This is a genomic window from Pseudodesulfovibrio sp. zrk46 (assembly GCF_012516435.1).
Lineage (GTDB): Bacteria > Desulfobacterota > Desulfovibrionia > Desulfovibrionales > Desulfovibrionaceae > Pseudodesulfovibrio.
In genome coordinates this window covers 3,238,588-3,252,564 of record NZ_CP051216.1, presented here as the reverse complement: position 1 = coordinate 3,252,564, position 13,977 = coordinate 3,238,588, and the positions used below count along the sequence as shown (strand labels likewise).

Below are 13,977 nucleotides of genomic sequence, written 5' to 3'. Positions count from 1 at the left end.
AAAAACATGATCTTTTCACTTGCCTTTCCATTTTGCCTACGCTAAACACACCTCTCACGACGACGGGATGTGGCTCAGTCTGGTAGAGCGCTGCGTTCGGGACGCAGAGATCGGAGGTTCAAATCCTCTCATCCCGACCAGAAAAATCAAGGGTTTACGGAAACACTCCGTAAACCCTTTTTCTTTTGCTTGAATACCAATACTCACTATGATTTTAAGCTCTTCGCTTTAAAGCCTGCTTGTAATTTAACGGGAACGACAGTAGTAAATACATAATTACGGAGAAATCATGGAAAACTTCATACTACTGATCACCTGTTTCTTGCTTGGAATTGCCTTGCGCCTCTCCGGAATTATTGACGAAAAAGGGCCTGCCGCAATCAATGCTGTAATCATCCATATGTCCCTGCCTGCTCTAGCCCTTCTCTACGCTCATGATTTACCCATAAGCCCAGAACTATTTCTGCCAGCAGCAATGGCTTGGATCGTTTTTGGTATTGGGTATATCCTCTTTTTTCATACACTGAACAAGGTCTTCGATTTAGACGATAAGACCAAAGTTTGCTTAGCACTAACGGCAGGTTTAGGTAACACTTCATTTGTTGGATTGCCTATGATTGAAGCCTTTTATGGGGCAGAATACATGGGTATTGGAATGCTTTGCGATACGGCAGGAACGTTCATGGCCCTCGCAATTCCAGGTATTATTTTAGCATCCAAAATATCCGGCGAAGAAATAAACAGAAAGCAACTTGCGAAGAAAGTACTTTTATTTCCTCCACTTGTAGCCATACTACTTGGATTCGCATTTCAAGTTATAGATTATCCAAGCTGGCTCATTTCCATCCTTGAGCGCATGGGAGGAACACTGAGTCCTCTTGCACTACTATCAGTAGGACTGACCTTGCGTTTTGGCGCAATCCGCAACAACCTCCGAGAACTTGCAATTGGATTAGGCTACAAATTAATTATTGCGCCACTTATCATTTTTATTTTGTACGTATTTGTACTTGATGCCACCGACATCACCGCCAAAGTGACCATTTTTGAATCTGCCATGGGACCAATGATCACTGGAGGCATCATTGCCATGAGCTATGGAGCACGCCCAGAACTGGCAGCTACCATGCTTGGCGTAGGAATCCCTGTAGCTTTCCTCACACTACCAATCTGGTACTGGATTCTGTCAGCAGTATAAAAAAAGGACATGGCCCGTTTGGAAGCCATGTCCTCATACTCATCCTTGAGTCAATTAGCGTAAGAGTAGGCGTTCTTTTATCATTTTTAAAAATCGCCGACTAACTGGTACAGTACCAGACGGAGTAGTTATCATACCTAGACCATTCTCTAACAAAGCAATTTCATTAACAAAAGACATGTTCACCAAATACTGCTTATGACACCGCAACAACTCCGTCCTCTCTTCAAAGACTTTTAATGTTAGATCCGTAAAAAACTCCCCTTCACCGGTGACCAAATGGTTACCCTTGGCTCCAGCCGAAACATATTCCACGTCATCGATAGGAATTAATTTGATTCGCTTTCCTATTAGACAAGGGATACGAGATATCGTTTCTGCTTTAAATGCAGTCGGTTTATCAGTACCCAAGAACTCATCCAACTTTGCTACGGTCTTCTTCAGCCTGTCAGGAGAAACGGGTTTGAGAAGATAGTCCAATGTCTTTTCTTCAAAAGCTTTAAGCGAGTATTCGTCAAAAGCAGTAACGAAAACCACATGAGGCATGATTTCCTGAGGAACCATACTAAGCAATTCAAAACCACTTACCATAGGCATTTGAATATCAAGAAAAACGACATCTGGTCGAAACTTATTGATTGCTTTTAGTGCATCAAAAGCATTGGCACAGGATGCAACGACTTCAACACCACCAGCTTCGCGAAGCAAGGTTTCCATCTCTTCACGAGCATGCATTTCGTCATCGATTACAACAGCACGAATCATCATTTATTCCTTTGTACTGGCAACTTGATGGTAACCAGTGTCTGCTCGTCAGGGATACAAGACACCTGCAGACCATACTGATCGCCACAAATACTCTTGATACGTTTCTCAACGATCGACATGCCTAAGCCCTGGCTCTCATTTTCGACATAACACCCAGCGTTATCTTCAATGGTAATTAGAATCACATCACTATCACGCTTAGCGGATAGTTTGACCAATCCAGGTTCAACCATATTAGAGACACCATGCTTGATGGCATTTTCTATTAGCGGTTGAAGAGTAAATACTGGGACCTCGACGTACAGCAGATCTGGATCAATATCCATTTCCAAATTAAGTCGATCTTCGAATCGAGCCTTTTCAATTAAAAGATATGAATTAACATGATTTAGTTCATCTTCTAAGGTTGCCGTATTACCTTTTCGTTTCAAATTTTTACGAAAAAAAGTTGAAAGATTAAGCAGTAAGTCACGTGCACGATCTGCGTCTTTTCTGAGTATCGCTATTACGGTATTAAGAGCATTAAATAAAAAATGTGGATTTATCTGTGCTTGGACCAACTTTAATTCAGCCTTGGTCAGCAAGCTTTTCTGCTCGATATACCTAGCTTGCAACAACTGATTAGAAATAAGATTGGTGACGCCCTCGCCCAATGTCTTGTTTATAACAAGAAACAATTTATCTTTGGGCTCAAACAAATTAATTGAACCAATCACCTCTCCTTCAAACCGAAGAGGCACAGCCAGAACCGAACCAAGCGGACAAACTTCCGACAAAGTACAGCGCCACTGTCTATCTATGCCATCAACATAAATTACACGATCCTCTTTAATCGCCTGCTTCGTCTCAATTGAGCTAAGAGGAATACCCGGCTTGTGATGATCATTTCCTAAACCTTCAAATGCAAGAACATGCTCTCGATCAGTAATGGAGACAGCTCCCACACCTGTTTCTTTGTAAAGAATTTTAGCCAATTTAGCAGCACTATCTCGATTGAACCCTGCAGAAAGGATTGACAATGTCTCATCCGCAATTTTCATTGCTTTATTCGAGAAAATAACTCCTAACTTGTCATACATGGATTTTTGATCACGGATAATACTGACGAAAATAGCTGAACCAAAACTATTTGCAACGATCATCGGAATAGCAATCACTCGGACCAACGCAAGAGCTTCCTCAAAAGGTTTAGCCATAAGCAAAATGATCACCATCTGAAGCATTTCGGCAATGAACGTAGCGATAAATGCTACCACAGGACTAAGCAATTGAGCTTGACGGTTATTCCTGACTAAATAGAGATGGAATAAACCGCCGATCAACCCTTCAACAGTTGTCGAGACTCCACAGGAAAATGCTGTAAATCCACCGAGTGTAAAACGATGGATACCAGCCGTCATACCGACAACCCCACCTAGTATTGGCCCGCCAATTATACCAGCTAACACAGCTCCAATTGCACGTGTATTGGCTATGGCATCTTGAATCGGCAACCCAAAGTAGGTACCCATAATTGAAAAAGTGGAAAACACAACATAGAGAATTAGCATCTGCTTAGGACGCAAATCACCTATCGAAAAAGTTTTAAAAACCGGAGACTTAGTGAACAAGTACGCGATAACCAGAAACACTGACATCTGCTGCAGTAACGAGAAGACATTGTTCACTGAAAAAGTAAGGGTATCCATGCTCTGTCCGTGGCGGCTGCGGTTGCAAAATATCTGATTTATCGAAAGCCCAAAAGAGGGAGCCTATAAAGGCCCCATCTTTTGGTTTGTTTCAATTGTGCGGATATCATTCCGCTTCGTCAATTATTGTCGGCTATAGGCCATACATGGAAGGGAAGACAACGATGGATGCCAAGACCAATAACTGGATAAGAATAAATGGCACTACCCCTCTGTATATATCTGTCGTGCGAACTTCCTTTGGACACACTCCCTTCAAGTAGAACAGGGAGAAACCGAATGGGGGAGAGAGGAACGATGTCTGCAAGTTCATTGCAATTAGTATTGCAAACCAAATTGGATTGATTCCTATCGTTTCAGATATAGGCAACAGAATCGGCACGACAATATAGGAGATCTCGATAAAGTCGATAAAGAAGCCAAGCAGCATGATAGCTCCCATAGACAGAATCAGAAAGCCCCACTTCTCGCCGGGCAATCCGAGCATAAATTCTTCCACCATGTAGTCTGCGCCTGTGTAGACGAAAATCATGGAGAAGGCGGTGGCACCGATTAAAATAGCAAATACCATGGCTGAGATTTTGACAGTGTCGGAAGCGGCATCCAATACCAACTTAATGCTAAAACGCTTATACATTCCAGCCAAGACCATTGCACCAAGAGCGCCAACTGCAGCAGACTCAGTCGGAGTAGCAATACCGACAAAGATTGAACCAAGAACCATGATGATCAGGGTCAAAGGAGGGACGATAGCCATGACAGCACGTGCAATCATGCCTTTCTTCTGATCTTCAGGAATCTCAATAATCGGAGCAGCCTCCTTGTCAAAGAAAGAGATCACCACGATATAAAGAATATATATTCCTACCAACACCAAGCCAGGCAACATAGCGGCTTGAAACAAGTCGCCAACCGGTTGCTGGAAAACATCACCCAGAATAATCAGGACGATTGAAGGCGGAATAATCTGCCCTAGTGTTCCTGCTGCGCAAATTGTACCAGTAGATAATTTCTTAGAATATCCATACTTGAGCATGACCGGTAGGGAAATGACTCCCATTGCGACAACCGATGCCCCGACAACGCCAGTGGACGCTGCCAACAAAGTCCCAACCAGCATTGTAGAAATTGCAAGCCCACCGCGAACCTTACCGAAAAGCATTCCCATAGATTCGAGTAGACGTTCGGCAAGACGGGATTTTTGAAGAATAATTCCCATAAAGATAAATAAGGGAATGGCCATCAAAATGGTGTTCGTCATGATGGAATATATCCGAAATGGCATCATGGAGAACATAGAGACGAACTCTTCAAAGACCATCATAATGGTCGGATCGGGCATCATCTCAATAAACGCAGCGATAGCCCCAAAGAAAATCGCACAGGCACCAAAGGTGAAGGCAACAGGGTAGCCCACAGCCAGCAGAACCAGGGCTGCGAAGAACATGACAATACCAGTCATTTATTTTGCCTCCCTGTAAAGCATGATGTTTTTAAGAATGTAACCAACAGCGCTCAGAATGAGGAATGCCATGGAGAGCGGAATCATAGACTTGATAATCCATCGATATGGCAACCCACCAGGATCCTCAGAAATTTCATTGGTGACCCATGCGTCATTCACATACTCGAATGACCCAAAAAAGATAAGCAACGCTAGGGGTAAAAGCATAAAGACTGTGCCCCCAATATTGATCACAGCCTTTTTCTTCGGACTCATACGATCATAGATAAAGTCCACCCGAACGTGGCCTTCATGACGCAAAGCAACCCCGGTGCCAAACAAAATGATAAGGGAAAATAGATGCCACTCCATTTCCTGCATGCCTACCGAGCTTGCCTGGAAAATGTAGCGCATCATAACGTCATAAGAGACGTTAAGAACCATCAGGACCAGCAGCACGGCCAAGCCGACGCCAACGCTATCCACGATACGGCCTATAAATGCTTCTAGCTTTTGCATTATTCTCTCGATGTGTTTGTAGCATTGAAGCCGCTCCGCCCGGAAGAAGCGGAGCGGCCCATAATGCCACTAATGGCAGTGCTTATTCAGCAACAGCGTTGGAGGTCTTGATGTAATTGTACTCAGAAATGGTAGACCAAGCGCGAGCTTTCTTCATGTAAGCACGCTGGGAATCAAGCACCTTCTTAAAAGCAGGATCTTTAGCTGCGTAAGTTTCATACAACTCATCTGCAGCAGCCTTCATGGCCTTAAGAACAGGCATGGGGAATTCTTTAACCTGAATATTCGGGTATTCAGTCTTCATCTTGTCCCAAGCATCAACAGAACCAGCAAAGTTCTCGATGTACATATCCATAGAAGCAGCCTTCATGGCGGTCTTCAAGATAGCCTTATACTCTTCAGGCAGTTTTTCGTATTCACGCTTGTTAACGATGAACTGCAGTTCAGTAGCAGGTTCATGCCAACCGGTGTAGTAATAAGGAGCAATCTTGTGGAACCCCATCTTAATGTCCATTGCGGGACCGACCCACTCAAGGGCATCAATGGTGCCACGATCAAGAGATGTGTAGAGTTCTCCCGGAGCGATGTTAGTGACGTTAACGCCAAGCTTTGCGAACACTTCACCAGCCAAGCCAGGAATACGCATTTTAAGGCCCTTCAGATCATCAACAGACTTGATTTCCTTCTTGAACCAACCGCCCATCTGCACGCCTGAGTTGCCACCTGGGAAGCTGAGGACTTTAAATTTGGCGAAGGCTTCTTCCATCAACTCCATACCACCACCATAGTAGAACCATGCATACTGTTCGTCAGCATTCATGCCGAAAGGAACGGTGCAGTAGAAAACAGTCTGCATATCCTTTCCTTTCCAATAATAAGCTGCAGTATGACCGATGTCGTACTGGCCCCCCTTAACCATATCCAGAATGCCGAGAGCTGCCTTGTGCTTTTCGGAACCTTCTACGCGGATCTGAAAATTACCACCGGACATCTCTTCGACCATCTTAGCCATTTGAATGGGGGCAGAAGCAAACGGAGTTAAAGTGGAAGACCAGGTCATAGCAAGCTTCCAGCGAACCTTCTTCGCAGCCATGGCAGGCGAGGCCATCATAGCTACCAGAGCCAAAACAACTAAAAATTTCAATGCGGATTTCATCCAAAACCTCCTAAGGTGATTAGGGGGGAATCCCCTGCTCTTTGGAGATTTCTTCTAAACTAGAAAGGATAAATGGCGAAACATCGACTTATTCAAGCGGTCCTATTTTTTTCCGAACGGCATAAAAATGGGATTAAGTGGCAGACGTCTCATACCACAATAACATTTCACAGGTTGACTCCAATTACATCCCTCTTTTCTGAATCATCAAGCGCCGACCACAAATGACAAACTAAGAATAGGATCATCCTATGTTTCTTAGTTCTTGGCAGAAGATATTGATTCAACCTGTGTTTCAGTCTTATCTACGGCTATCGAATATATTCCAATTATTCCAGACACAAAAATCCGTAACAGAGCCAACTTACATGCAAAAAAAGGATCTATAGTCTTCCCCATATGCTATTGCACTTTTAGACTTAGTTAACCATCAGTCTGATAATATACCTCTAACTTCAGCATGCCCCCCCAATTAGAATTCCTTATAATGTTAGATCTTTCTGCTCATAGCACCCAATAATCGTTCTACTCTACAAAAATACTGTCAGTTAAAGCTACGATAAGCTACATTGAAATATCTTGGGACAATTCCATACCAACGAACAGTCCCGGCGCTTCGATAAACCTCTCTGGGAATCTATTTCCCTCGAGGTGACGCAATGGATGCTTTGGAATTCAATGGTACAATCAGCGCAATCCGCGGCAGCGTTGTCGATGCAACGTTTGACGGGAAGATTCCACCCTTACGGTCTGTTCTCAAAACAGGCTTACATCAGAAAATTGTTCTTGAAGTTGCTGATCATATCAGCACCAACAAAGTTAGGTGCATAGCTTTAACTCCTACTGCAGGTCTCGCACGAAGTGATATTGTATCGGGCGATGGCACCACTTTAATGGCCCCAATAGGTGATGGGTTAACAGGCCGCTTGTTCAACGTATTTGGCAATGCCTCAGATGGCAGAAGCGAACCCCAAAACGTAACATACCAATCTATACATACACCTCCTATCCAACTGGCTGATCGTATAACTAACGAGGAAATTTTTGAGACCGGAATTAAGGCAATAGACTTGCTAGCTCCCTTGGAAAAGGGAGGTAAGGCAGGTTTGTTTGGTGGTGCGGGTGTTGGTAAAACAGTCCTGATCACTGAACTCATTAACAATATGGTTAGTTCACATAAGGGGGTTTCTATCTTCTGCGGAATCGGTGAACGGTGCCGAGAAGGAGAAGAGCTCTACCGAGATATGAAAGACGCAGGTGTTCTGGATAATACAGTAATGATCTTCGGCCAAATGAATGAACCTCCAGGGGCCAGATTCCGTGTGGGGCACACTGCCTTAACTATGGCCGAATATTTTCGAGACCAAAAGGAACAGGATGTACTGCTGCTTGTAGACAACGTATTTCGCTTTATCCAAGCTGGCATGGAACTTTCAGGTTTGCTCGGCAGACTTCCCTCTCGTATGGGCTATCAGCCTACACTGGGACCTGAACTAGCCGAATTCCAGGAACGCATTGCCTCCACCACGAGGGGTGCCATCACCTCCATTCAAGCAGTTTATGTTCCAGCTGACGACCTGACCGATCCATCAGCCACCCATACTTTTTCTCACTTATCCGCTTCCATTGTCCTTTCTAGAAAGCGAGCCGGCGAAGGGTTTTATCCAGCCGTAGACCTTCTCCAATCCAAGTCCATGATGCTCTCACCTGAAGTCGTAGGGCAAAATCACTACGACGTTGCACGCGAAGTACAACGAGCCTTAGCCATCTATGAAGAACTAAAAGATATCATTGCCATGCTCGGACTTGAGGAGCTTTCGAACGAGGATCGCAAAATAGTATACCAAGCTAGACGTCTAGAACGTTTCCTAACACAACCGTTCCATACCACTAAGCATTTCACAGGCATGAATGGTCGCACCGTCCCCCTAGCAGCCACTGTTGAAGGATGTGCACGCATCCTCAACAACGAGTTCGCCAGCATCAATGAAGCTTCATTATATATGATAGGGGACACGGACGAATTAGAGGAGATCAATTCATGATACTGAGAATACTTCTCCCATCAAAAATTTTCTTAGATGAAAGCGTGACCAAAATTATTGCAGAATCCCCCATGGGCGAGTTCACCCTTAAGCCTCGCCATATAGATATGGCGAGCGCACTGGCTCCAGGTATTATGACTTATATCAATGAAAACGGTAAAACCATACATCTCGCTGTAGACCGAGGATTAATAGTGAAACGAGGAAGTCAGGTTACCGTAGCAGCTAACAAAGCAATACGAGGTAAATTGGGAAAGTTGGAAAGCGACGTACGAGAAATGCTGAAAGAAATGGATGAACGAGAACGATCCACTCGAACGGCAGTGGCACGACTAGAAGCAGACTTCGTCCGCAGATTTCTGGAGTTTTGATGATGCCCAACGGACACAGAGATTTCCCAGACGAAGTAGGAATCAAAGAACAAAGAAAGCTAAAGGCCGAACGCGATGCTAAAATTGAAGTTTGGTATGGACTTGGACTGTTCGGTGTTGTCGGCTGGTCCGTTGTTCTCCCAACGCTACTTGGTGTTCTACTCGGAGTCTGGATCGATCTGAATTGGCCATCATCCCGTTCATGGACCATAATGTTGCTAGTGGGCGGCCTTGGATTTGGTTGTTTAAACGCTTGGCTCTGGCTAAATCGACAGCGGAATAAAATTATTAAGGAGCGCGATAATGAACAACCTAACGATCATTAGCGCAGGATTAGCTTGGGGAGGACTCCTGTCCCTATTCCATTTCGGTGGCCTATGGCTCTCGTTAGTTTACTTGCCAAGAACAACGCGCCCCAAACTCTGGTTCTATGGCGGCCTTTTAATGCGCTACACTGTCACCCTAACCGGCATGTGGTTCGCTCAAAAATATGGGGCACTCACGACCATCGCAACCTGCACTGGGTTCTATGTCATGCGCATGATTTTAATACCTAAACTGACTGGCATAAATACTCATTTGGGGAGATAACATGCACATCACACCAGACGCCATCATTTATGCCCGATGGGGAATTGTCAATATGAATGCAACCATCGTGTTCACTTGGCTAATCATGGCGTTGGTTGTAATCATTTCTTGGTCTGTGACACGCAGCCTGACCATCTCGCCCCAAATGCGACAACTCCAGAATTTGTTGGAAATCCTAGTGGATGGACTACTGGAACAAATTCGAGAAGCCACCCGACAGGAACCTGAACAATTCATGCCATTGCTCGGCACCCTTTTTCTTTTCATCCTAGTATCTAATCTTCTGTCGGTGGTACCAGGGTTTAAACCCCCAACAGGCTCACTTTCCTCAACTTCAGCTCTAGCGCTTATAGTCTTTTTTGCTGTCCCCTACTACGGTATCCGCAAGTACGGCCTTAGAAAGTACCTAAAAGGGTACCTACAACCTACTCCCTTTATGCTCCCGTTCAACATACTGGGCGAAGTAACTCGTACCTTTGCCTTAGCCGTACGTCTTTTCGGCAACATAATGAGCGGCTCAATGATGGGAGCCATATTACTGATTCTTGCCCCACTCTTTTTACCCGTGATCATGCAGCTTCTAGGATTACTCATCGGCGTAGTCCAAGCATATATCTTTGCGGTCCTGGCAGCGGTTTTCATTGCTTCGGGATTGCAAGCTCACGAACAACCAAAGGAGACATAATATGGACACCCTCGGTTTAGTCGCTATTGGCTCTGTCATCGGCGCGGGAATCTGCATGGGATTAGGGGCCATTGGCCCAGCTATAGGCGAAGGTATGGCCCTATCCCGCGGCCTTTCCTCCATTGCTCAACAACCAGATGAGACCAATACAATCGTCAAATTCATGTTTGTAGGCATGGCCATGGTTGAATCCACAGCCATATATAGCTTCGTGCTGGCCATGATTTTATTATTTGCCAACCCATTCTGGAACTATTTCTTGGACAAGGCCGGAGGATAGCCCGTGCTAATCGACTGGTTCACTGTTATCGCCCAAGGAATCAATTTCCTAATCCTGGCATGGTTGCTCAAACGTTTCCTATATGGCCCCATCATTGAAGGGATGAAGAAACGACAGCAGCAGCTTGCGAACGAACATGCAGCGGCTGAGGCGATGCGCACAGAAGCGGAACTTAGAGAACAAGAATTATCGCTAAAGCATGACGAACTGATGCAAAAAAGCGAAGCAATGTTAACGCAGATGCGCAACGACGTGGAGCAGGAACGTATCAATTTGCTTAATGAAACAAAAAAAGAAATAAAAACACGACATCTTGAATGGCAAAAAGCCTTAGAGCATGAACAGGCTAAACTTTCCGAATTGCTTCGAGCACGCATGGCTGAGAAGATCATCCAAACGACAAATAAAGTGTTGCGAGACTTAGCCGATGAAGACTTGAACTCCATTGCGATACTTAGATTCTTCAACAGCCTCCCAAACTCCTCTAGGATATCGGACATATGCGGTCCGGTAACAATCCGTACTGGCTTCCCATTATACGAGGAAGCCATAGCTAGAATCAAGGAAAGATTATTCAACCTCAACCCAAAATCCGCCGAAGTTAAGACTACCGTAGACACAACCCTCGGATTCGGCATTACCATGCTGGTGGGTGACGTCAAATGGGAATGGAACTTAATCAGCTATCTAGATGAAATGGAAAGGGCGATCTTCGAAGAATTACCCAAGACAAAGGCGGAGCTATGAGCAAGGGATTTCTCGAATCAACCATAGAACAGGTCGTCGATTCCATGGAGCAAGGCATCAACAAGGTACATCCTGATCTCGAACCCGAGGAGATCGGACGTCTCACTTCCGTAATCCAGGGCGTTGCCATGGCCGAAGGAATGCGTTCGGTCCAGGCCGAGGAATTGCTACTGATCGGAGGTAAAGTACCTGGTGTAGCTCTAGACATCCTACCCGACACCGTAGGTATCGCTTTACTCGGACACAGTGAATCCCTCAGCGTAGAGGACGAAGTTGTTCGCACCCACAACGTCTTGAAAGTTCCAGTTGGCGACAATCTCATCGGACGTATAATAAATCCACTAGGGATACCGCTAGACGGGATTGGACCACCCACCATGAGTGAAAGCATGCCTGTTGAACGCGAAGCCCCACCCATCCTACATCGTGCTCCAGTAAATACACCTCTTCAAACAGGTATTAAAGTTATTGATACTCTCATTCCAATAGGACGGGGACAAAGGGAACTGATCTTAGGAGACCGCCAAACAGGCAAAACGGCTATTGCTTTAGACACGATCGTCAATCAAAAAAACAAAGATGTTATCTGTATTTACTGCGCCATTGGGCAAAGAGCCTCAAGCGTAGCGAGGGCAATGGCAGAACTACGCAAGCGTGGAGCTATGGACTACACCCTAGCTGTCGTAGTGGAAGGCGACTCTCCCCCAGGATTGCAGTTTATAGCTCCATACGCAGCCACGACCATGGGCGAATACTTCATGCACAAAGGGAAAGATGTTTTAATCGTATATGATGACCTGACACGTCACGCTCAAGCATACCGACAACTCTCATTACTTCTTCGTCGTCCGCCAGGGCGTGAAGCGTTTCCAAGCGACATATTCTATATACATTCTCGTCTGCTGGAGCGGTCCACCAGACTAAAGCCCGAATATGGCGGCGGGACTCTCACTGCACTTCCTATTATCGAAACAGAAGCACAGAACATATCCGCCTATATTCCAACAAACCTAATTTCCATTACTGACGGTCAAATCTATCTCAACCCCGACTTATTTCAAAAAGGCATTTTGCCTGCCGTGGATGTTGGGACATCCGTCTCCCGCGTGGGGGGACGCGCCCAAATGGAAGCCTACCGTAAAGTGGCTGCAGATCTCCGCTTAACCTACTCTCAATTTCAAGAACTAGAAGCCTTTGCTCGGTTTGGCACACGACTGGATACGGAAACACGCGCGAAGCTAGACCATGGTCACCGAGTCAGAGAGATTCTCAAACAGAATCGTTTTTCGCCACTCACTGCTGGGCAACAAGCAGCTGTGCTTCTTGCTGTCACCAGCGGACATTTTGACACAATTCTGACTTCAGATATCCATAAAGCTGAAAAGGTACTTCTAGCTAAATTAGAATCAAAACATGGCAGCCTCGACTTCCTGGCAAGCTCGCAGCCGGATGACGCTATCTGGGCAGATATCAATAGAGATATCGAAGGAATCGTGGAGGATATAGAATAGCATGCAATCCCTCGACATTCTCAAAAAAAGAATCAAAACGACTAGCGACCTACTCAGTGTGGTCAAAACTATGAAGAGTCTTGCCGCTGTAAACATCCGCCATTTCGAACAGGCAGCTCTTTCCCTAACCGAATACGCCGATGTCGTTGAAAAGGCATGGATTGTATTGTTTCAATCAGAAGGTATTATACTTCCCCAAAGCCGAGATTCCCATACCGTCATACTTGCTATCGGAACAGATCAAGGCATGTGTGGTCAATTTAACGAACTATCCATCCAAGCTGCACTGAGGCTAGGAAATGAAGCTCAATCTGCGGGATTTGAAGTAGCATTCTGGACCGTGGGCGACCGGATGAATGCAGGTCTCAAAAGCGAAGGCTACACTGCCCAACATCACTTTCAGGTGCCCGGCACCCTTGGTGGACTCGATCACTTAATCGGGGACATAATGCGCCATATGGCTGAATGGTACAAACACGCCCGGGGCCAATTCTACGTTGTACACAACGCTCAAAACAAATTGGAAGGATATGGCTCAATGCATCGACGAGTCCTGCCGCTTGATCGACAGTGGGAAGAAGAAATTACAGCTATACCATGGCCTAACAGATGTCTACCTCAAACAAATCTCCCCACAGACATCTTGTTTGCCAATCTTTTTGAACAACACATGTTCGTGTCACTCTATGGTTCTCTAGCTCGCTCTATGGCAGCAGAAAACGCCGCCCGCCTTGCCGCTATGCAAGCAGCAGAAAAAAATATTGAAGAAATGCAAATCGGACTCCGAGGAGAATTTCTTCAGACCCGCCAGACAGCTATCACCGATGAGCTACTCGATATTATCGGTGGAGCCGAGGCCATGACCAGCCCTTTTTAAGGTAAGGTTTACTCCCCACGTCCTAACTCTTTATTTGACAAGAAAACTAAACAAATCCAGACAAGCAATTAACATTTATTATCATACCAAGGTTTGA

Annotated in this window: 14 protein-coding genes and 1 tRNA gene; 10 read left to right on the top strand and 5 right to left on the bottom strand. The window is 45.3% G+C overall.

All coding sequences use genetic code 11. The features are described 5' to 3' along the window. The first annotated feature begins 63 nt into the window (after nucleotides 1-63). Nucleotides 64-140: transfer RNA gene (locus HFN16_RS14660), tRNA-Pro, on the top strand. A 149-nt stretch (nucleotides 141-289) separates the two neighbouring features. After that, entirely contained in the window at nucleotides 290-1,198 is a 909-nt protein-coding gene (locus tag HFN16_RS14655) for an AEC family transporter (RefSeq protein ID WP_168891468.1), read from the top strand. 54 nt (nucleotides 1,199-1,252) lie between these two features. Here HFN16_RS14655 and btsR read toward each other — a convergent pair whose 3' ends face one another. The 5 genes from btsR to HFN16_RS14630 all read right to left on the bottom strand — a co-directional run bounded on the left by btsR (nucleotide 1,253) and on the right by HFN16_RS14630 (nucleotide 6,773). Beyond that, nucleotides 1,253-1,963 carry a two-component system response regulator BtsR gene (gene btsR, locus HFN16_RS14650; protein ID WP_168892379.1) on the bottom strand — a complete coding sequence of 237 codons (711 nt, stop codon included), beginning with the start codon at nucleotides 1,961-1,963 and terminating at the stop codon, nucleotides 1,253-1,255. Continuing rightward, nucleotides 1,963-3,654 carry a sensor histidine kinase gene (locus HFN16_RS14645; RefSeq protein ID WP_210772204.1) on the bottom strand — a complete coding sequence of 564 codons (1,692 nt, stop codon included), beginning with the start codon at nucleotides 3,652-3,654 and terminating at the stop codon, nucleotides 1,963-1,965. The genes btsR and HFN16_RS14645 overlap by 1 nt, the downstream gene beginning before the upstream one ends. Before the next feature lie 133 nt (nucleotides 3,655-3,787). Next, a complete protein-coding gene (locus HFN16_RS14640; RefSeq protein WP_168891467.1) occupies nucleotides 3,788-5,116 on the bottom strand; it encodes a TRAP transporter large permease subunit in 1,329 nt (442 codons plus the stop codon). Then, a complete protein-coding gene (locus HFN16_RS14635; protein ID WP_168891466.1) occupies nucleotides 5,117-5,617 on the bottom strand; it encodes a TRAP transporter small permease subunit in 501 nt (166 codons plus the stop codon). A gap of 82 nt (nucleotides 5,618-5,699) precedes the next feature. Then, a complete protein-coding gene (locus HFN16_RS14630) occupies nucleotides 5,700-6,773 on the bottom strand; it encodes a TRAP transporter substrate-binding protein (protein ID WP_168891465.1) in 1,074 nt (357 codons plus the stop codon). Nucleotides 6,774-7,432: 659 nt separating this feature from the next. Between HFN16_RS14630 and atpD the strand changes: the two genes are divergently transcribed. The 8 genes from atpD to HFN16_RS14585 all read left to right on the top strand — a co-directional run bounded on the left by atpD (nucleotide 7,433) and on the right by HFN16_RS14585 (nucleotide 13,880). Beyond that, entirely contained in the window at nucleotides 7,433-8,818 is a 1,386-nt protein-coding gene (gene atpD, locus HFN16_RS14625; protein WP_168891464.1) for a F0F1 ATP synthase subunit beta, read from the top strand. After that, nucleotides 8,815-9,189 (top strand): F0F1 ATP synthase subunit epsilon, encoded by a 375-nt coding sequence (locus tag HFN16_RS14620; protein ID WP_168891463.1) that lies wholly within the window; start codon nucleotides 8,815-8,817, stop codon nucleotides 9,187-9,189. The genes atpD and HFN16_RS14620 overlap by 4 nt, the downstream gene beginning before the upstream one ends. Further along, nucleotides 9,189-9,515 (top strand): AtpZ/AtpI family protein, encoded by a 327-nt coding sequence (locus HFN16_RS14615; protein ID WP_247648348.1) that lies wholly within the window; start codon nucleotides 9,189-9,191, stop codon nucleotides 9,513-9,515. Before HFN16_RS14620 ends, HFN16_RS14615 begins: the two co-directional genes overlap by 1 nt. A gap of 266 nt (nucleotides 9,516-9,781) precedes the next feature. Continuing rightward, nucleotides 9,782-10,465: a F0F1 ATP synthase subunit A gene (locus tag HFN16_RS14605; RefSeq protein ID WP_168891461.1), complete on the top strand. Its 684-nt coding sequence runs from the start codon at nucleotides 9,782-9,784 to the stop codon at nucleotides 10,463-10,465. 1 nt (nucleotide 10,466) lies between these two features. Continuing rightward, entirely contained in the window at nucleotides 10,467-10,745 is a 279-nt protein-coding gene (locus tag HFN16_RS14600; protein ID WP_168891460.1) for a F0F1 ATP synthase subunit C, read from the top strand. 3 nt (nucleotides 10,746-10,748) lie between these two features. After that, nucleotides 10,749-11,492, top strand: coding sequence for a hypothetical protein (locus HFN16_RS14595; RefSeq protein WP_168891459.1), 744 nt, complete (start codon nucleotides 10,749-10,751; stop codon nucleotides 11,490-11,492). Beyond that, the gene (locus HFN16_RS14590) at nucleotides 11,489-13,003 is read left to right on the top strand and encodes an alternate F1F0 ATPase, F1 subunit alpha (RefSeq protein WP_168891458.1); all 1,515 of its coding nucleotides are present in this window, start codon (nucleotides 11,489-11,491) and stop codon (nucleotides 13,001-13,003) included. Before HFN16_RS14595 ends, HFN16_RS14590 begins: the two co-directional genes overlap by 4 nt. A gap of 1 nt (nucleotide 13,004) precedes the next feature. Further along, nucleotides 13,005-13,880, top strand: coding sequence for a F0F1 ATP synthase subunit gamma (locus HFN16_RS14585; RefSeq protein WP_168891457.1), 876 nt, complete (start codon nucleotides 13,005-13,007; stop codon nucleotides 13,878-13,880). The last annotated feature ends 97 nt before the right edge of the window (nucleotides 13,881-13,977 follow it).

Coding starts and splice junctions, on each gene's coding strand:
- HFN16_RS14655 (WP_168891468.1), top strand. CDS start 290: ATGGAAAACTTCATACTACTGATCACCTGTTTCTTGCTTGGAATTGCC.
- btsR (WP_168892379.1), bottom strand. CDS start 1,963: ATGATTCGTGCTGTTGTAATCGATGACGAAATGCATGCTCGTGAAGAG.
- HFN16_RS14645 (WP_210772204.1), bottom strand. CDS start 3,654: ATGGATACCCTTACTTTTTCAGTGAACAATGTCTTCTCGTTACTGCAG.
- HFN16_RS14640 (WP_168891467.1), bottom strand. CDS start 5,116: ATGACTGGTATTGTCATGTTCTTCGCAGCCCTGGTTCTGCTGGCTGTG.
- HFN16_RS14635 (WP_168891466.1), bottom strand. CDS start 5,617: ATGCAAAAGCTAGAAGCATTTATAGGCCGTATCGTGGATAGCGTTGGC.
- HFN16_RS14630 (WP_168891465.1), bottom strand. CDS start 6,773: ATGAAATCCGCATTGAAATTTTTAGTTGTTTTGGCTCTGGTAGCTATG.
- atpD (WP_168891464.1), top strand. CDS start 7,433: ATGGATGCTTTGGAATTCAATGGTACAATCAGCGCAATCCGCGGCAGC.
- HFN16_RS14620 (WP_168891463.1), top strand. CDS start 8,815: ATGATACTGAGAATACTTCTCCCATCAAAAATTTTCTTAGATGAAAGC.
- HFN16_RS14615 (WP_247648348.1), top strand. CDS start 9,189: ATGATGCCCAACGGACACAGAGATTTCCCAGACGAAGTAGGAATCAAA.
- HFN16_RS14605 (WP_168891461.1), top strand. CDS start 9,782: ATGCACATCACACCAGACGCCATCATTTATGCCCGATGGGGAATTGTC.
- HFN16_RS14600 (WP_168891460.1), top strand. CDS start 10,467: ATGGACACCCTCGGTTTAGTCGCTATTGGCTCTGTCATCGGCGCGGGA.
- HFN16_RS14590 (WP_168891458.1), top strand. CDS start 11,489: ATGAGCAAGGGATTTCTCGAATCAACCATAGAACAGGTCGTCGATTCC.
- HFN16_RS14585 (WP_168891457.1), top strand. CDS start 13,005: ATGCAATCCCTCGACATTCTCAAAAAAAGAATCAAAACGACTAGCGAC.